This is a genomic window from Nocardia amikacinitolerans NBRC 108937 (genome assembly GCF_001612615.1).
GTDB lineage: Bacteria > Actinomycetota > Actinomycetes > Mycobacteriales > Mycobacteriaceae > Nocardia > Nocardia amikacinitolerans.
The window spans coordinates 177,267-193,984 of the sequence record NZ_BDAU01000019.1 but is presented as its reverse complement, the minus strand read 5'-3'; the positions used below and the strand labels follow the sequence as shown (position 1 = coordinate 193,984).

Below are 16,718 nucleotides of genomic sequence, written 5' to 3'. Positions count from 1 at the left end.
CCGCCAAGTGTAGGAAGTGTGCGGATCCTGTGGCGTTATGCGGCGCGAAAGGTTTCTCCAGGAAAACCCGCTTAGGGTCGATCGCATGCGTGTATGGGTGAACCGGGTGCTGCTCGGTCTCGGGTGGTGCGCCCTCGTCGTCGGACTCGTGGGCATCGTCTTGTACTTCAGCAGTTGGCAGCGGCGGTTGCCGGTGCTGGTCGCCTCCGGGGCGTCGTATCTGATGCTCGGCGCGATCGTGGGACTGCTGCTGTTCGTCGTGGCGCGCGGGTGGCGCAGCGCGGCCGCCGCGGGTGTCGTCGTGGTGGGGGTGTTGTGGACGCAGCTGCCGCTCTTCGTGCCAGACGGGCGAGCGGCCAGCGGACCGGAGATTCGACTGCTCCAGTCGAATCTGCTGTTCGGTGGCGCCGACCTGCCCGTGGTGGTGCGTGAGGTGCGCGAGCGCCGCGTCGACGTGCTCACCCTCGAGGAGCTGACACCGGAATCGGCCGCGCGGCTGACCACCGAACTGGCCGGTGATCTCCCGTACCACTACCTGGAACCCGGGAAATGGGGCGCGGGCACCGGCATCTTCAGCCGATACCCATTGCGCGACACCAGGAAATACGACGGCTTCGTCATGAACAACCTCTCGGCGATCATGGAGCACCCGCAGCGCGGCCCCGTCGCCGTCTACGCCTTCCACCCGATGCCGCCGCCGCTGGACTTCGCGGCGTGGAGCGCGGAGATGCGCCGCGTCCGCGAAATCCTCGACGCCCAAACCGGTCCGGCCGTCGTCGGCGCGGATTTCAATGCGACACGGGATCATTCGGCCTTCCGCGACCTGGTGCGCGGCCGGTTCGATTCCGCCGCCGACCTCGCGGGCGCGGGTCCGCTGCCCACCTATCCCACCGACCGGGCTTGGGGACCGGTGATCGGAATAGACCACATCCTCGTCGCGGGCGGCACCGCCGAGGAAATGGAAAGCCTCTCGATCCCCGGATCGGACCACCGCGCGGTCTTCGCGGTGCTGCGCCTCGATGCCTGAACACCCGAGCAGCTGTTCCCACACACCGTCTGCACGCCGCACATAAGCACCGCCTGTGTGCGGCGTGTACAAGGTGTGTGGCGACGCACGAGTTCGCGCCTCGAGGGTGCGGGGCACGCGTGAGTTCAGGGCGCGCAAGGCGATACGCGCGAACGAGAGTCAGCGATTACCATGTGAACGCTCGACCGGCGGTGTGGGTAGACCACCGTCCGGCGGCGGCGCGGGCGGGTGCCCGCGCGGGACCGGGGAGGAAGACCTGATGAGGACCAAACGGCTGCGGTTCGCGGCTATCGCGGTGCTGGTGGCGGTGGGCGCGACGCTCGCGGGCTGCGCGAGTTCGCAGACAACGACGAGCTCGGAGAACGCCGCCGCCACCGATCCGAACAACCCGTGGATGCTGGCAGGCGCGGCAAGCAACACCGGCCCGAGCGGTCCGCGTCCCGGCGTCCCCGACACGACGTTGACCGCGGAGAACGGCGACGGCGGACCGGTCGACCAGCTCGCCCTCAATGCCATCGCCGACATCGAGGAGTTCTGGAAAGCCGAGTACGCCAAGACTTTTCCCGGCACCTTCGAGCCGGTGAACAAGTACATCTCCTGGGACGCGCGCGCACCCAAAGAGCAGTCGGTGAAGTTCTGCAAGACCGACACCCACAAGCTGGTCAACGCCGCCTACTGCGGGCTCGACCACACCATCGGCTGGGACCGCAGGGTGCTGCTGCCGCTGCTGGAGGACAAGTACGGTCCGATGTCGGTGGTGATGGTGCTCGCGCACGAGTACGGCCACGCCATCCAGGGGCAGGCCAAGATCGCCGGGCTGTTCACCGGCGGGCTGGTCAAGGAGCAGCAGGCCGACTGCCTGGCCGGTGTGTTCCTGCGGCACGTCGCCGAGGGCGACTCGCCGCACTTCACCATGAACATGACCGACGGATTGGACGGCGTGCTCGGCGCAACCATCGCCGTGCGCGACACCGATCCCAGCGACCCCGACAACGTGCACGGTTCGGCGTTCGAGCGGGTGACCGCCGTGCAGCTCGGCTACACCGACGGCGCGGAGGCGTGCAAGAGGATCGACAGGAAAGAGATCGAGCAGCGCCGCGGCGGTCTGCCGGTGACCTTCGAGGTGGACGACGAGGAGAGCCAGCAGCTCCCGGTCGACCAGGCCTCGCTGACCAGCGTGAGCCAGGCGCTGCTGAAGAACTTCCCGATCGCCGACGCGCCGCAGTTCGACTACACCGGTGTGGTGCGCAACTGCTCGAAGGTCACCACCACCGAACCGGTGTCGTACTGCCCGAGCTCGAACAAGATCGGCACCGATATTCCGGAACTGGCCGAGCGCGGCGGTCCGCTCGACGGTGACGACGAGCCGTTGTCGGCTGTCGTGCAGGGCGATTACAACGCCTTCGTGGTGTTCGTCTCCCGCTACATGCTCGCCGTCCAGCAGGATCGCAAGCTCTCGCTGACCGGCGCGGAGACCGCTGGCCTGCGCACCGCCTGCCTCAGCGGCGCGTTCACCACCAAGCTGAGCGAGCCGACCAGTGATCCGCGCCTGTCTGCGAACGACCTCGACGAGGCGGTCTCCGGCCTGCTCGCCGACGGGCTCGCCGCCGCGGACGTGGACGGCAAGGTCGTCAAGAGCGGCTACCAGCGGCTCGAGGCGTTCCGCACCGGCGTGCTCGACGGCGAGCAGGCCTGCATGACCAAGTTCAAGTGAGCCGGTCCGCCGCGGCCGGACCTAACCGGCCGTGGCGGGCAGCGAGCGCAGCGAGCTGAGCGTGGTCGCCAGTGCGCGGGCGGCCTCGGCGCCCTTGGTCACGAAGTGGCCGGTGAAGTAGTCGACGTGCTCGCTGTGCTCGTGGAAGTGGTGCGGGGTGAGCACCACCGAGAAGACCGGCACGTCGGTGTCCAGCTGCACCCGCATCAGCCCGTCGATCACGGCCGAGGCCACGAAGTCGTGCCGGTAGATGCCGCCGTCGACCACCAGCGCGGCGGCCACGATCGCCGAGTACTTGCCCGTCTTGGCGAGTCGCTTGGCGTGCAGCGGGATCTCGAACGCGCCGGGCACCTCGAAGACATCGATGGTGGCCGGGTCGAAGCCGAGGTCGGTGTACTCGGTGGTGAAGCCCTCCAGGGCCTTGCCGACGATCGAGCTGTGCCAGGTGGCGCGGACGAACGCGACGGATCCGTTCGGTGTGGTTCCCATGACCGGATCTTACGGCTGGGTAACGTGCGCCTCCAGCCATGCCACCACATCGATCAGCACCCGATCTTGCTCCGGCTCGTTGAAGATCTCGTGGTAGAGCCCCTCGTAGCGGATGACGGTCAGGTCTTTCGACCCCGCGTCGCGTTCGATCAGATCCGAGCTGGACGGCGCGGCGAGAGCGTCCGCGGTGCCGTGCATCACCAGCAGCGGAACGGTGAGCTTGTCCAGCCGCTGCTTGACCGTTGCGGTCGCGTTCAAAATCTCGGTGCCGGTGCGCGCGGGCAGCTTGCCGCGGTAGACCAGCGGGTCGGCGTCGTAGGCCGCGACCACCGCGGGGTCGCGGCTGATCATCGACGAATCCAGTTTCAGCACACCGAGATTCGGCGTCAGCTTGGACAGCACCGGAGCCAGTAGTCGCTGCACCGGGTTGCCGACCTCGATGTCGAGCGGCGGCGCGGAGAGCACGATACCCGCCACGTCGATCGGCGCGCGCGTGGCCAGGTAGAGCACGATCAGGCTGCCCATCGAGTGCGCGAGCAGGAACTTCGGCACGCCGGGGTGTTCGCGGGCGGCGATGTCGAGCATGCCCTCGACGTTGTCGGCGGAGCCCTCCATCGAGCCGATGTTCGCCTTGCTGCCCGCCGACTTGCCGTGGCCGAGGTGATCGAGCGCGTAGACCGCGAAACCCGCTTCGGCCAACCGCTTCCCGACGTGGGCGTACCGGCCGGAATGCTCGGCGATGCCGTGCACCAGCACGATCACCGCCTTGGTCGTGGTCTCGGGAAGCCAAGCGCGCCAAGCGATCCGGCTGCCAGTGCCCTCGAAATCGCCATCCTCGGTGCGGGTCACCTGCGCTCCTCTCGGGTCGATCCGTGCGCGAGTTCCTCGATCAGCCGTCGATTGAACTCGATGAGCCGAGCGTAGTTCACCCGGGAGATGCGCTCGTCCGTTCCGTGGATTGTCGCCAGGTCGGCCTGGGTCAGCACGATAGGCGCGAAGTTGCACCGGGTGGCGGCGAGGTCGTCGTAGTGGCGCGAGTCGGTGGCGCCGGGCACCAGGCCGGTCGTGACCGCGACGCCGGGAACGATGTGCTCGGCGAGCCGGGCGATCAACTCGAACGCGGGGCCCGGCGCGGTGGTCCGCGAGGGTTCCGACGACATCCCGACCAGCTCCAGCTGCACACCGGGATCGCGAATCACCTTGCGGCAGTGCGCGAGTACCCCGGCCACCGAATCGCCGGGCAGGATGCGGAAGTTGACGAGCGCCTCGGCGCGCTGGGGCAGCACGTTCGCCTTCACACCGCCGCTGATCACGGTCGGTGCTGTGGTGGTGCGCACCAGCGCCTCGGTCTGCGGGCGTGCGGCCATGATCCGGGTGATCATCGGTCCCGCGAGCCCGGCGATGCCGAGCAGCCGCCTGCGCGTCTCCGGCATCGCCGCGCGCAGGCGCGACAGCATGTCGGCAATCACCGGCGTCAGCCGCAACGGCATCGGATGGTCCTGCACCCGACCGACAGCCCTGGCGATCCGGCCGACGGCGGTCTGCCTGCCCGGCATCGAGGAATGCCCGCCGGTCTCCTGGACCCGCAGCCGCACGGTGGCATAGCCCTTCTCGCCCAGCATGATCGACGCCACCGGACGGTCCACGCCGTCGGCGACGCCCTCGGTGATCACACCGCCCTCGTCCAACAGCAGATCCGCCCGCACCCCGGCTTGGCGCAGGTGCTCCGCCATCCGGACGGCGCCTTCGTCGCCGAAGATCTCCTCGTCGTGCCCGAACGCGAGGTAGATGGTGTGCCGGGGTCGCAGGCCCGCGGCCAGCGCGGCCTCCACCGCCTCCAGGATGGCGATGAGCCTGCTCTTGTCGTCGATGGCGCCGCGACCCCAGATGAACTCCTCGTCCACCACGCCGTCGAAGGGCGGATGCGTCCAGCGGCGCGCGTCATCGACCGGCACCACGTCCTGGTGGGCGAGCAGGATCGCGGACACCCGATCCGGCTCGGTGCCCGGCCAGCGGTAGAGCCTGCTGTGGCCGAACAATTGGAGCTCGAGTTCGGCGTGCACCAGCGGGAACGAGCGCTCCAAGTGCGCGGCGAGCTGCTCGAAGGCTTCGTCGGCGGCGCCGGTCGGATCCTCGGTGGAGACCGTGGCGCAGCGCAGGGCCGCGGCGAGCCGCTCGGCGACGCGGTCGTCGACGTCGGTGGGAGTGGTCTCCGGCGTCATCGGGCACCGGTGGGGTTCGTGAGCATCACTGCATTCTTCAACACTCGGTGCGAGACGGGAGACCGACCGGTCGGACGGGCGGGGTCACCGTGCCCGGGGCAGGTCGATGGCGGTCGCCGGGTTGTTCAGGATGTCCGGTGCGACGGGGAAGGTCTTCTCCGTCCGCCATCTGGCGTGCCAGTCGGGCGTGCCGCCGGGGAGATCGGGGCTGCGCGTCGCGGTGGGCACGGGCAGTTCGAGGCGTGCGGAATGCACGGTGACGGCGGCATTGCTCGGCGCGTGCGACCACACGTCGTCGATCACGTCGGTGATCTTCGCACCGAGCCGGTGTCCCGCGGCCAGCGGCCAGTCCTGAGCCAGCAGCCGGATGTCGGTGTCCGGGCGGACCGGGGCGATGCCGCGGGTGATGATGGTCGCGCGGCCGTCGGGGGCGATGTCGTAGAGCTCGACGGTGACCGTGGCGGACTCAGGACCTGCGAGCTGGAGCCGCGCCGTCGCCACGCCCGACAGGTGCGTCGGTTCCGCCAAAGGTTGTGATACCGACCAGATCTCGCGGTCGCGGCCGGGCAGCAGTCCGCGGTCGGTGTAGGTGCCGGTCCGCAACTGCACGGTGACGCGCTCGGAATCGGCGGGCGGCCAGGCGGTCTCGGAGCGCCAGCCGCCGTCGAACTGGCCGACCCTGATCCGGGGTCCGGGCACCTCGACGTCCTTGCCAGCGACGTGCCGGTCGAAGAACGCCATGATCTCGGCGTCGAAAAACGGTGTGCCGCACTTCTCGTGGCAGTCGGTGTGACCCCACTGGCCGAACCAGGCGCGGTGTTCGCCGGGCCCGAGGCCCTGCCACATCTCGAAGACGCGATCCGCCCGCGTGTTGCCGTCGAGGAAGCCCTGACTCACGAACAGGGGAATGGTGTTGCCGCGCAAGTCGTCGACCAGGTCGCGCTCGACCCATCCGGGGTTGGCGGCGTCGTGGTCGGTGGTGAGATCGACGTAGCGCTCGGCGCAGCCCGGCGGCATGCTCACGGCGTTGGCCTGGTATTCGGGGGAGTCTTCCCAGTGCGCCGGGGTCGAGGCGATCGCGAGATGCTCCAACCCGACCTGGTCGGCGGGACGGATACCGTTGTCGGTCACCGGCTTTCCGGAGAACTTCCAGGAGACGCCGCGCATGTACAGGTACGAGTACGGGTCGACCACCGGCGCGAACGCGGCCACCGCGGCAAGGCCTTTCGGCTTGGCCGCCAGCGCCAGCATGCCCGTCCACGCCTCGTACGAGGTGCCGGTCATGCCGACCCGCCCCGTCGACCACGGTTGCGCGGCAGCCCATTCCACCGCGGTGACCACGTCCGAGCGCTCGCCGGGCCCGCCGTAGTCCGGACAACCGTTCGAGCCGCCGAACCCGCGCAGATCCACCAGCACGTAGGTGTAGCCCGCGCGCAGCGCCTGCTCGACCGGCAGGTTCTCGACGGACGGGCCGCCCTCCGGCAGCGGATGGGTCAGGTAGGCCAGGTGCGAGCGGTACGGGCTCACCGTGAGCAGCACCGGCGTCTTGGCGTCGTCGGCGATCCCCGGCGGGCGCAGCACGTCGGCATGCAGGCGGGTGCCGTCCGGGGCGGTCAGGTAGGTCTGCCACCAAGTGAACGGCGCACCGGGCGGTTCGGCCGCGGCGGGCACCGCCATCCCGAGCATCAACGCCACCCCGGCCGCCACCCGCGCCACCACAGAACCCACTCGCACCAGAGGACTATCGTGCCTCACCTGGGCTTGCGTCCAGCCCCGGAATCTGGGGTGCGGGGGACCGCTCGGCGGCCGCGGCGGTGAGACTTGTCGCCGAACCGCATCAATCCCGCGAACCTTCCATCGCGCCACCAAGATTCACTCTGGTGTCTGAGCCAGGTCGGCGTATGATCGGGCTCCAGTGCGATCGACCGGGGGAAAGATGAGCGAGCCGGTGACCACGGATTGGGACCGATTCGTGCAGGCACTGGCCCGCTGCCTAGCCCAACTGCCCTCGCGCGCGACACTGATCATCGCCGCGCCCGGCAACCGCTACGTCCAATTCGTGCAGTACGACATCAAGCTGTCCGCCGAGCTCGCGGGCAATCGCTATCTCGACCGGCCGATGTCGTCCGACGCCGAGCGCATGCTCCGCGAACTCGGTTGGCAGGAACCGATTTCCCGCCGCGAGATCGACAACTGGCAACGCAGCCTCTTCTGGCCGCTCGCCGAAACCGTGCTCCTCGAATTCGCCCGCTCCGTCGCCCTCGGCCTGCACCACGCCCTCGGCGTCGGTGCACCCACCGAACTGCGCGCCATGGGTTGGACCGAAGCCTCCGGCGACCTGGACCTCACCGTCCTCGGCCTCATCTCGAAACCCAGCACGAACAACTGAACACCACCGAGCCCCGCGTGAATTACGGTGTGGGCTTCAGAAGCTCCTTACGCCGTTCCGAGATCAGCGTTGCCAGACGGCGGGTTGTCTTGTCCTCGAACCCGATTTCCGATACACGATCGATCCACGGCTCTGCTGAGTCTGTGATGCGTGCCAAGCTCCGGTTGATCGCCCGTTGCGGGATGCCGAGGCGGGTGGCTGCGTCTGTCCACCAGCGATGGCCGAGCTTTCCAGCTCGCCCATACAACGAAAGTGCCATTGGATCGTTCCAGCTCAGGTACGGCTGGGTACTGAGCAGGTCGTACGCCGGGGTCACTTCCCAGATTCCGTCAGGGGTTCGTCGAATCGAAAGGTTCTTGCCGTGTAGGTCGCCGTTTCCGATGAGGTAGCTGAACGCGGCCATTTCGAGCAGCTGCAAGATCGCCAGTGGTCGCGAGCCCCCACCTTCGGTGACCGCCTCGGCAAGGCCCTTGATCGCCTCCTGCAAAGTGATCCGGTATTTCGCGGCCGGATATCTTCCGAGGACTTGGCAGGCGTCCTCCTGCGCCATGCGCCGGATTCGCCCTTCCTCGACGAGTCGGTCGAATCTGTCGATGAAGAGTGCGGTTCGACCGTTCTTGTCAGAAGCCAGTTGGTGGCGCGGAACTCGTATGCCGCATGCGCTGGCCATGTCGAGAAAAAAGCTCTCGTTCTCGACCAGGAATGGATACTCGGGCGGGTTCAGTTTGAGAATGGCTGGGCCGTTCACGGTGGAGACCGGAGTCGAGATCATCTGTGCCGATACCTTGATCTGGACGCCGGGAAGGGCGGTTCTGTCGAGATCATCGACATCGGTCGACGTCGCCCGTGTGAACAGCATCGTGAAATCGGAGTTCGCGGTGTCGGTCTCGCCGAACAATGGCGGCGGGTCGGTGGGAGCTCTTCCGGCGGGCAATACCTGGACGTCACCGATCGTGTCGGCGCCCACCGCGAGCAGGATGCTGAAGTGGTCGTCCTCACTGGTTCGAGTTGCCGTGGTAATCGCGGTGAGCCGCAGACCTTCGGGTAGCAACCCGCGAAGAAGGCGGGGACCGATCCTCCGGTCGACCGAAAAGAGCCCTTCTGCTTCGGCAGCGTGAAGGCGATCGCCGGTGCCGTCGGATCGGTGAGATAGGGCTCGGCGTAGCTGAACTCGACGTCGTCGTGCGCGCGGCGCAGCTGGCCCGCAAGGCGGCCGGCCTTGTAGACATCCGCCGCATCGACGGTTCGAAGTCGTTCGAGATCCAGCGCTTCAGTCATCGTTGCCCGGTTTCGAAGCGCGGAGTTCGACGGTGGTGCCGGTCAGAGTCCTGGCATCCGTATGCGGCATGCTTACGAGCGTCAGTCCGAGTGCGTCCAGGATTCGCAAGGCCACCGCGAGTGTCGGTGAGGTCCGCCCGGCCTCCAGATTGCGTACTGACGACACCCCGACATCGGCGAGGTCGGCGACGTCGAGTTGCGTCAGCTCGAGCGTGCGTCGGCGCGCGGCAATGAAGCCGCCGAAGTCGGCGAGCGGGCCGGAGGTGTCGCGCTCTCGTCGCCGGGGTCGTGGCCTGGCCATTCGCCTCCTATCGTTGCTATCGAAATGTTAATGCTGCGAGGTGCAGGAAGACCCCGGGCATTTGGCGTCATGCGAACCTTAACGGTGCGATGGCAACGATAGCGGATTCATTCGCGCGAAGTTGGCGGGATCGTGCCGCTAATCGTTGTCATCGCAGTGATAACACGCTGGCGGAGAGCGATCGGCGGCTCCGTTCACGCACCGAGCCCCCGCCACCCGGGTGGCGAGGGCTCGGGAGCGGGGTGTCAGCCGACGAGGTTCTTGCGCAGTTTCAGGATCGTGCCCGGATCGAGGCCGAGTCCCTGGGTGAGGAACTTGCCGAAGTCGCCGTAGTTCTGCTCCATCTGCTGGATCGCGGTGTTCAGGTAGGCGTCGCGCACCTCCTGCAGCGGGATCAGCAAATCTGGATTCTGCATCAGCCCAGCCTGTTTCACCTGCTCCCGCAGTTTGGCGTCGGCGGCGGCGCGGTACTGGTTGGACAGCAGGTAGTCCTGGCGCGCGGTGCGTTCCGGCACGCCGACGGCCCGCAGCACCACGTAGGTGAGCCAGCCGGTGCGGTCCTTGCCCGCCGTGCAGTGGTAGAGCGTGGCCCTGTCGGAGTTCGCCAGATCGCGGATGGTCTGCCCGAACGCGTTGCGGGAGGCGTCACCCAGGAAGCTGCGGTACACACCTGCCATGATCTGCTCGGCCCGTCCGTTGCCGAGCAGCTCCTCCTGCTTCTGCGGATCGCGCGACTGGATCGCCTGCAACATCTGCTGGAACAGACCGGTGTCGTCGATCGGCCGCGCCACCGCCTGGACCCCCGCGGGCAGCTTGTCCGGCCCCGCGAACTGCACCTCGGCCGGAGTCCGAAGATCCACGGCCGCACGCAAATTCAACGTCCCGAGTTTCTGCACGTCCGCCTCCGTCAACTTCTCCAGCGAATCGGCGCGAAACGCCTTGCCCGACTTGACCCTTTCCCCGTCATACGTCCGATACCCGCCGATATCCCGAACATTGACGGCCCCTTGCAAGTCGATCCGCGTCGCCGACGCCTCCACCGTCGGCTCGGCCACCGCGCTCGGCGGAAGGGGAGTGGAAACGAGGGCCAGCGCACTGAACGCCGCACCGATGAGAGCAATGAATGAAATCTTCATGCCCGGCGACACTAGAACGCGTTCTAAGGAACCTCTCAGGTTCGCGTGACCCCACCCGCTCACCGGGACTCGCAACCCGCCCAACGGTATTCGTTCTTACCCCCGCACCGCCGCCGTTCGCCCCGGCAACTCGGTGGCATCCTCGAAACCGTAGCCGACCCATGACTTCTCGCCGTTCGCGGGGCCGAAACCGGGTGGCTGCCCGCGCTGAACGAATCTGTGAGACCGGGCGAGGCTGGCTTCTCAACCTCGCCCGGCACCAATGGCCTAGCCGCTAACCGCCCCGAGCAAACACACCATCCCCGCCCCGGCCGCGGTCGTGCTCGCCCAAGCGCCTGCCACGCGGGGTCGCCGCTCGCCAGCGACCCGCCATGCGCGGTGCCGCGGCGTGTGGCGTGCCCATTCGGACCGGGAGTGTTTGCTCGGTGAGATCGCGACGGTGTTCAACGGCATGGTGGACCAGTTCTCGCTGTTCACCTCCGAGGTCACCCGCGTCGCGCGCGAGGTCGGCACCGACGGGCGGCTCGGCGGTCAGGCCGAGGTGCCCGGCGTGTCCGGCACCTGGAAGGACCTCACCGACTCGGTGAACGCCATGGCGGGCAACCTGACCAGCCAGGTGCGCGACATCGCCCAGGTCGCCACCGCCGTGGCGGCGGGCATGATCGACGCCGCCGGGCCGATCCCAGGTGACTGGCAACGTCGGCCACCCGGATACACTGTGCCGCTGGAAGCTCGTCCTTCCGCTGCTCGTGGCTGTGACGGTAGCGGCGGCCGATGGTGACGAAGGAGTCCGAGCGTGGATGCACCGCACGTGGTGGGTGAGTCCGAACGGGCGCTGCCCGTGCCTGCCGAGCTGGTGGTGAGCCCGCTGCCCGATCGTCCCGGGGTTCGCGCCAGCGGCGAGATCACCGCGGTCACCCGCTCTTCCTGGGAAGACGCTCTTGCCGAGTTGGCCAGGCGGCACACGAACGTCTCCTACGTCGAGCTGTCGGATGTGGCTTACATCGATGTGTCCGGGGCGACGGCGCTGGCGGTGACCGTTATGAGCTTGTCCGCCGGGCGGGTGGTGGTGGTACATCCGCCCTCGTCGTTGCCGCGGGTACTCGAGATGTTCTGGCCGAACCTGAATCGAATCGAGGTGACGCCGCGATGAGTGCAGTGGCCGCAAGCGAGGCGTTCGAGCATCCTGCCCTGTTCTACCGCACCGAACAGGAGTACACGCGACAGACGGTGTCGTTCCTGCGGGAGGGCATGGCGGCCGGTGAGCCGATGGCCGTCGCGGTGCCCGGCCCCAACCTCGAACTGATACAGAACGGGTTGGGCGCGGACGCCGACGGCATCTTGTTCCTGGACATGACCGAAGCGGGCCGCAACCCAGGACGAATCATTCCCAAGGTGCTCAGGGGATTCGCCGACTCGCATCCCGAGGGGCGGGTGCGCATCATCGGCGAGCCGATCTGGGCCGGACGCAGCGCGGTGGAGTACCCCGCGTGCGCGCAGCACGAAGCGTTGATCAACGCGGCGTTCGAAGGGCGCGCGGTGACGATCCTGTGCCCCTACGACGAGGCGCGACTGGACGCGGGTGTGCTGGCCGACGCGCGCGTCACCCACCCGACCGTCATCAGTGACGGGCTCGAGGCGGCCAGCGACGTCTACGACTGGCAGTCGATCGTGGCCCGCTACAACGAGTCGCTGCCGCAGGCGCCGAATGCCGCCGTCTTTTCCTTCGGCGCGGACGAGCTTCGAGCGGTCCGGTACTTCGCCGTCGAGCAGGCCGGGAAGCTGGGCCTCACGGGAGTGCGGCTGCAGGATGTCGAGCTCGCCGTCGGAGAGCTGACGACCAACAGCGTGGTGCACGGCGGTGGCAGCGGGACTTTCGCGATCTGGGCCGAGCACGGGCAGCTGGTGTGCGAGGTGCGTGACGGCGGGCGCCTGACCGACCCCCTGGCCGGTCGCAGGCCGCCTCAGCCGGGGCAGTTCGGTGGCCGAGGGTTGATTCTGGTGAACTACATGGCCGATCTGGTGCGCGTGCACACCGGCGATGACGGCACGACGATTCGCTTCTATCTCGGCCTCTGACTCAGCGTGCGCAGGGCACTGATCACTACGTCGAGGCCCGCCGAGCCGAAGGACGTCACCCGCGACAGATCCATGACGAGCGCTCAGAAGTAGACGCCCGGGAAGCGATAGCCAGTGACGAGTTGACGGTCGCCGTAGCGTACGGCGGCCGGATCCCAGTGCGCGCCAAGTCCTTCGATGAAGGCTCGCGCCACGTCGAGGTCGGCTCGGTCGGCGATGAAGATCAGCGTGCCGTCCGCGGTGACCCAACCGCCGCCTATCCGTTCTCGCGCCACCGGGTCGGCCATCAGCGCGTCGTGCACACCGATCAGGTCGACGCCCGGGACGCGGACGAGGAACCCGTCGGCTCGCTCGTCGTCGGCGGGCAGGTACTCGATGCCGAGGACGGCTTGCTGGTTGTAGCGCACCCGGAGGTCGTCAGCGATCCAGCACAGGTTGTCGCGGCCGGTGCAGGCGAACTCGAAGCGGCGGGCGGGTTCGTAGGTGATCTGTTGGGATTGCTCCGACCAGTGCACGCCGTCGACCGGTTCGGAAGAGACCGGCAGGCCCGCCTCCATGACCGCGGTGAGGTCGACCTCCAGCTCGAACTGGGTGAGCGGGTCGTCCATGCGGGGGTCGGCCGGGTCGGTGATGGTGGCGTTGTTCCAGGTGCCGAACAGTTCCGCGGTGGGTTGCCACGGGTTGTCTGGCGCACACGACCAGGGGCCGTACGCATCGGCGGTGCCCGAGCCAGCGGTGAGCAGAGCACCGATGATCATGGCGATGGCGGCGATTCTGCTAGCGATCATTTCCGTCACTACTCCCTTGGGCGGGGTCGAGGAAGCGACAAATGCTGGAGATTCAGAATCAATCGAATGATATTGCGATGACGAGGGCCATCGTCGCGGTACGCGCGAGTATGTCCGAAACGGGACGAGCCCTCCCGCACCGAAGTGCGGAAGGGCTCGAAACGTCTTGCCGTACGACGACTTACACGTCGAAGTACAGTTCGAACTCGTACGGGTGCGGACGCAGGTTCACCGGAGCGATCTCCTGGGTGCGCTTGATGTCGATCCAGGTCTCGATCAGGTCCGGGGTGAAGACGTTGCCCTCGGTGAGGTAGTCGTGGTCCTGCTCGAGGCGGTCGATCACCGACGCCAGGCTGGTGGGGGCCTGCGGGATGTTCTTGGCCTCCTCCGGCGGGAGCTCGTAGAGGTCCTTGTCGACCGGGGCCAGCGGCTCGATCTTCTTCTTGATGCCGTCCAGGCCGGCCATCAGCATGGCGGCGAAGGCCAGGTACGGGTTGCCCGAGGAGTCCGGCGCGCGGAACTCGATGCGCTTGGCCTTCGGGTTGTTGCCGGTGACCGGGATGCGGACCGCGGCGGAGCGGTTGCGCTGCGAGTACACCAGGTTGATCGGGGCCTCGTAGCCAGGAACCAGACGGTGGTAGGAGTTCACGGTCGGGTTGGTGAACGCCAGCAGCGACGGCGCGTGGTGCAGGATGCCGCCGATGTAGTGACGCGCCATGTCCGACAGACCGCCGTAGCCGGCCTCGTCGTGGAACAGCGGCTTGCCGTCCTTCCACAGCGACTGGTGCACGTGCATGCCCGAGCCGTTGTCACCGAAGAGCGGCTTCGGCATGAAGGTGACGGTCTTGCCTTCCTTCCACGCCGTGTTCTTCACGATGTACTTGAACAGCTGCAGGTCGTCGGCAGCGTGCAGCAGGGTGTTGAAGCGGTAGTTGATCTCCGCCTGGCCCGCGGTGCCGACCTCGTGGTGGCCGCGCTCGAGCTCGAAGCCCGCGTTCTGCAGGTTGGTCGAGATCTTGTCGCGCAGGTCGACGTAGTGGTCGTACGGTGCGACCGGGAAGTAACCACCCTTGTTGCGAACCTTGTAGCCGCGGTTCGGGGTGCCGTCGAGGTTGAACTCGGCGCCGGTGTTCCAGGAGCCGGAGATCGAGTCGATCTCGTAGAAGGCGCCGTTCATGTTCGACTCGTAACGGATCGAGTCGAAGATGTAGAACTCGGCTTCGGGGCCGAAGTACGCGGTGTCGGCGATGCCGGTCGACCGCAGGTACTCCTCCGCCTTGCGCGCGATGTTGCGCGGGTCACGGGAGTAGGCCTCGCGGGTGAACGGGTCGTGGACGAAGAAGTTCAGGTTCAGCGTCTTGGCGGCGCGGAACGGGTCGATGCGCGCGGTGGTGTAGTCGGGGAGCAGGAGCATGTCCGACTCGTCGATCGACTGGAAGCCGCGGACGGACGAACCGTCGAACGCTAGACCCTCTTCGGCAAGGTCGGCCGTGAAGGCCTTGGCCGGGATCGAGAAGTGCTGCTGCACACCGGGAAGATCGCTGAAGCGGATATCGACGTACTCGATGTCCTCTTCCTTGATGTACTGGATGACCTCATCGGCCGTGCTGAACGTCACTTGTTCTCCTTACGGATCGGTTCCCAGCCAGTGTCGATTGCATGGGTTCGTCGCGACCAGACGCTATGGACGCGGTGTTTCCCTACAGTCAAGGCTGTGTTTCGCCAGTGTTACACGTGCGGCTGGTCGAGTGGTGATGGCCACCCGGGCTCGCCAAGCATGGTAGTCCTGCTGTTCACGACGCGTCCTGTGAGGCTGAACTCCCCTTGGACGCGGCCGGGCGGAATGCGGTCACCGCATGTCAGGCGCTGTCGGACGCGTTCCGTCCGCAAACCCGCGCCGGGCCGAGGGCGGGCGGGGCCGCCGCCGATCAGGCGCTGTCGGACGCAGTCCGTCCACAAACCTGCGCATGGCCGGAGCGGATGCGGAGGTACGCCTATCCTGGAGGCCATGGCGCGTATCACCGGATCCTGGCTTTCCGGACCTTCGGCGGACCCCGGTGACCCGGCTACGCCCGAGTTTCCCGGCGAACACCTCGGCCTGCCCCGCGACGGCGCCGGTTCGCTGGCCGGGATGGGCCGCCGGATCGCGGCGCTGTTCGTGGACTGGATGATCGCCGTCGGCGTCTCGGCCCTGATCGTGCGCGGTGTGAACGCGAATCTTCCGCTGCTCATCTGGTTCGTCATCGGCGTCGCCGCGGTCACGCTGTTCGGTTTCACGCCCGGGCAGTACTTCCTGCGATTGCGGGTCATCCGGATCGACGCGGCCGCGCCGGTCGGGTTCGTTCGCGCGTTGGCCCGCCAAGTGCTGCTGATCTTCGTGGTGCCCGCGTTGTTCACCGACGGAGATGGCCGCGGTATGCACGACCGCGCGACCGGCACCGCGCTGGTCAAATCGCGCTGACGCGGCCAGCGCCTCGGATCGCTGCCACACACCTTTCGCACGCCTCACAGAGGCGGTGCCTATGTAGACCGTGCGCAACGTGTGTGGGACCGGCTGGGGTGTCGGGGCTACGACGGGACTCAGTCGGCGACGTAGCGCAGCATCACCGCGGTGTCGAACTGCCTCGTCTCGGCCAACCGGAGCGGGATGCGTTTGTCCAGCGAGGGGAACATCGGTGTGCCGCCGCCGAGCACCATGGGCGAGACGAACACCTGGTACTCGTCGATGAGCCCGTGCGGCATCAGCGAGGCGGCGAGAGTCGCGCCACCGACTTCGATGACGCCATCGCCTCCTTCCTTGAGCCCGCGCACCTCCTCGACCACGTTCTCGCTGATCAGCGTGCTGTTCCAGTGGACCTCGGTGAGCGTCCGGGAGACGACGACCTTCGGCTTCTCCGTCCAGAGCCTGGCGAACTCGCGCTCGATCGGCGGCGCGTCCTCGGGCACGTGCGGCCAGTACTCGGCCATCAGCTCGTAGAGGCGACGGCCGTGCAGCGAGATCTCGATCTGGCGGTAGCGGTCGTTGTGGAACTGGTGCAGCTCGTCGTCCGGGTTGGTCCAGTCGATGCTGCCGTCGCGGTCGTTGATATAGCCGTCCAGGGACATGCCGATCCCATAGATCAGTTTCCTCATGACGGGTAGACCTCCTGCGCGCTCGAAACTCATCGGCTCTCATCGGAAAAGCTGTTCCCAACCGTTCCATGCCAACCAGTCAGCCGCGCGCGATTCGCGGAGAAGCCGCCGAGTGTCGGCCACCCCGCTGGGCCGTCGATCGGTATGCGGCCATGCCTGGATC

16 protein-coding genes and 1 pseudogene are annotated in these 16,718 nt (G+C 67.3%); 7 read left to right on the top strand and 10 right to left on the bottom strand.

The annotated features are described in order from the left end of the window. The first annotated feature begins 85 nt into the window (after window positions 1-85). A complete protein-coding gene (locus tag NAM01S_RS16145) occupies window positions 86-1,027 on the top strand; it encodes an endonuclease/exonuclease/phosphatase family protein (RefSeq protein ID WP_067785965.1) in 942 nt (313 codons plus the stop codon). Window positions 1,028-1,286: 259 nt separating this feature from the next. Beyond that, window positions 1,287-2,741: a neutral zinc metallopeptidase gene (locus tag NAM01S_RS16140; RefSeq protein ID WP_067785963.1), complete on the top strand. Its 1,455-nt coding sequence runs from the start codon at window positions 1,287-1,289 to the stop codon at window positions 2,739-2,741. Between the two features lie 21 nt (window positions 2,742-2,762). Here NAM01S_RS16140 and NAM01S_RS16135 read toward each other — a convergent pair whose 3' ends face one another. From NAM01S_RS16135 to NAM01S_RS16120, 4 genes are all read right to left on the bottom strand, one after another. After that, complete coding sequence (locus NAM01S_RS16135; protein WP_067785961.1) at window positions 2,763-3,230, bottom strand: 6,7-dimethyl-8-ribityllumazine synthase; 468 nt, start codon at window positions 3,228-3,230, stop codon at window positions 2,763-2,765. A gap of 9 nt (window positions 3,231-3,239) precedes the next feature. Further along, window positions 3,240-4,079, bottom strand: a complete 840-nt coding sequence (locus tag NAM01S_RS16130) for an alpha/beta hydrolase (RefSeq protein ID WP_067785959.1) — start codon at window positions 4,077-4,079, stop codon at window positions 3,240-3,242. Further along, window positions 4,076-5,452, bottom strand: a complete 1,377-nt coding sequence (locus tag NAM01S_RS16125; RefSeq protein WP_067785957.1) for a M20 family peptidase — start codon at window positions 5,450-5,452, stop codon at window positions 4,076-4,078. Before NAM01S_RS16125 ends, NAM01S_RS16130 begins: the two co-directional genes overlap by 4 nt. An 84-nt stretch (window positions 5,453-5,536) precedes the next feature. Further along, the gene (locus tag NAM01S_RS16120; protein ID WP_253798867.1) at window positions 5,537-7,186 is read right to left on the bottom strand and encodes a CocE/NonD family hydrolase; all 1,650 of its coding nucleotides are present in this window, start codon (window positions 7,184-7,186) and stop codon (window positions 5,537-5,539) included. Between the two features lie 202 nt (window positions 7,187-7,388). Here NAM01S_RS16120 and NAM01S_RS16115 point away from each other — a divergent pair, with 202 nt between their 5' ends. Beyond that, window positions 7,389-7,841, top strand: coding sequence for a TY-Chap domain-containing protein (locus NAM01S_RS16115; RefSeq protein ID WP_067785953.1), 453 nt, complete (start codon window positions 7,389-7,391; stop codon window positions 7,839-7,841). A 22-nt stretch (window positions 7,842-7,863) separates the two neighbouring features. Here NAM01S_RS16115 and NAM01S_RS16110 read toward each other — a convergent pair. From NAM01S_RS16110 to NAM01S_RS16100, 3 genes and pseudogenes are all read right to left on the bottom strand, one after another. Beyond that, window positions 7,864-9,119 (bottom strand): annotated as a pseudogene (locus NAM01S_RS16110) (type II toxin-antitoxin system HipA family toxin). Continuing rightward, window positions 9,112-9,420, bottom strand: coding sequence for a helix-turn-helix domain-containing protein (locus NAM01S_RS16105; RefSeq protein WP_067785951.1), 309 nt, complete (start codon window positions 9,418-9,420; stop codon window positions 9,112-9,114). The pseudogene NAM01S_RS16110 and the gene NAM01S_RS16105 overlap by 8 nt, the downstream one beginning before the upstream one ends. Before the next feature lie 245 nt (window positions 9,421-9,665). Then, a complete protein-coding gene (locus tag NAM01S_RS16100) occupies window positions 9,666-10,556 on the bottom strand; it encodes a tyrosine-protein phosphatase (protein WP_067785949.1) in 891 nt (296 codons plus the stop codon). A 388-nt stretch (window positions 10,557-10,944) separates the two neighbouring features. Here NAM01S_RS16100 and NAM01S_RS16095 point away from each other — a divergent pair, with 388 nt between their 5' ends. Genes NAM01S_RS16095 through NAM01S_RS16085 form a run of 3 tightly spaced genes read left to right on the top strand, consistent with a single transcriptional unit; the run spans window position 10,945 to window position 12,635 of the window. Beyond that, on the top strand, window positions 10,945-11,337 hold the full coding sequence (locus tag NAM01S_RS16095) for a hypothetical protein (protein WP_218018408.1): 393 nt from the start codon (window positions 10,945-10,947) through the stop codon (window positions 11,335-11,337). A gap of 15 nt (window positions 11,338-11,352) precedes the next feature. Next, window positions 11,353-11,709: an STAS domain-containing protein gene (locus tag NAM01S_RS16090; protein ID WP_218018407.1), complete on the top strand. Its 357-nt coding sequence runs from the start codon at window positions 11,353-11,355 to the stop codon at window positions 11,707-11,709. Continuing rightward, on the top strand, window positions 11,706-12,635 hold the full coding sequence (locus tag NAM01S_RS16085) for an anti-sigma factor RsbA family regulatory protein (RefSeq protein WP_067785945.1): 930 nt from the start codon (window positions 11,706-11,708) through the stop codon (window positions 12,633-12,635). Before NAM01S_RS16090 ends, NAM01S_RS16085 begins: the two co-directional genes overlap by 4 nt. A gap of 83 nt (window positions 12,636-12,718) precedes the next feature. On the opposite strand, the gene NAM01S_RS16080 is transcribed toward NAM01S_RS16085, so the two are convergent. Next, window positions 12,719-13,423 carry a hypothetical protein gene (locus tag NAM01S_RS16080; protein ID WP_067785943.1) on the bottom strand — a complete coding sequence of 235 codons (705 nt, stop codon included), beginning with the start codon at window positions 13,421-13,423 and terminating at the stop codon, window positions 12,719-12,721. 181 nt (window positions 13,424-13,604) lie between these two features. Further along, on the bottom strand, window positions 13,605-15,041 hold the full coding sequence (gene glnA, locus NAM01S_RS16075; protein ID WP_067785941.1) for a type I glutamate--ammonia ligase: 1,437 nt from the start codon (window positions 15,039-15,041) through the stop codon (window positions 13,605-13,607). A 390-nt stretch (window positions 15,042-15,431) separates the two neighbouring features. Here glnA and NAM01S_RS16070 point away from each other — a divergent pair, with 390 nt between their 5' ends. Beyond that, a complete protein-coding gene (locus tag NAM01S_RS16070) occupies window positions 15,432-15,884 on the top strand; it encodes an RDD family protein (protein WP_067785939.1) in 453 nt (150 codons plus the stop codon). 119 nt (window positions 15,885-16,003) lie between these two features. Here NAM01S_RS16070 and NAM01S_RS16065 read toward each other — a convergent pair whose 3' ends face one another. Then, complete coding sequence (locus tag NAM01S_RS16065; RefSeq protein ID WP_067785937.1) at window positions 16,004-16,555, bottom strand: dihydrofolate reductase family protein; 552 nt, start codon at window positions 16,553-16,555, stop codon at window positions 16,004-16,006. Between the last annotated feature and the right edge of the window lie 163 nt (window positions 16,556-16,718).

What these genes read in the sequence shown, in the direction of transcription:
- NAM01S_RS16125 (WP_067785957.1), bottom strand. Translation starts at nt 5,452, where the DNA reads ATGACGCCGGAGACCACTCCCACCGACGTCGACGACCGCGTCGCCGAG.
- NAM01S_RS16140 (WP_067785963.1), top strand. Translation starts at nt 1,287, where the DNA reads ATGAGGACCAAACGGCTGCGGTTCGCGGCTATCGCGGTGCTGGTGGCG.
- NAM01S_RS16100 (WP_067785949.1), bottom strand. Translation starts at nt 10,556, where the DNA reads ATGAAGATTTCATTCATTGCTCTCATCGGTGCGGCGTTCAGTGCGCTG.
- NAM01S_RS16080 (WP_067785943.1), bottom strand. Translation starts at nt 13,423, where the DNA reads ATGATCGCTAGCAGAATCGCCGCCATCGCCATGATCATCGGTGCTCTG.
- NAM01S_RS16105 (WP_067785951.1), bottom strand. Translation starts at nt 9,420, where the DNA reads ATGGCCAGGCCACGACCCCGGCGACGAGAGCGCGACACCTCCGGCCCG.
- NAM01S_RS16115 (WP_067785953.1), top strand. Translation starts at nt 7,389, where the DNA reads ATGAGCGAGCCGGTGACCACGGATTGGGACCGATTCGTGCAGGCACTG.
- NAM01S_RS16070 (WP_067785939.1), top strand. Translation starts at nt 15,432, where the DNA reads ATGGCGCGTATCACCGGATCCTGGCTTTCCGGACCTTCGGCGGACCCC.
- NAM01S_RS16145 (WP_067785965.1), top strand. Translation starts at nt 86, where the DNA reads ATGCGTGTATGGGTGAACCGGGTGCTGCTCGGTCTCGGGTGGTGCGCC.
- NAM01S_RS16135 (WP_067785961.1), bottom strand. Translation starts at nt 3,230, where the DNA reads ATGGGAACCACACCGAACGGATCCGTCGCGTTCGTCCGCGCCACCTGG.
- NAM01S_RS16085 (WP_067785945.1), top strand. Translation starts at nt 11,706, where the DNA reads ATGAGTGCAGTGGCCGCAAGCGAGGCGTTCGAGCATCCTGCCCTGTTC.
- NAM01S_RS16065 (WP_067785937.1), bottom strand. Translation starts at nt 16,555, where the DNA reads ATGAGGAAACTGATCTATGGGATCGGCATGTCCCTGGACGGCTATATC.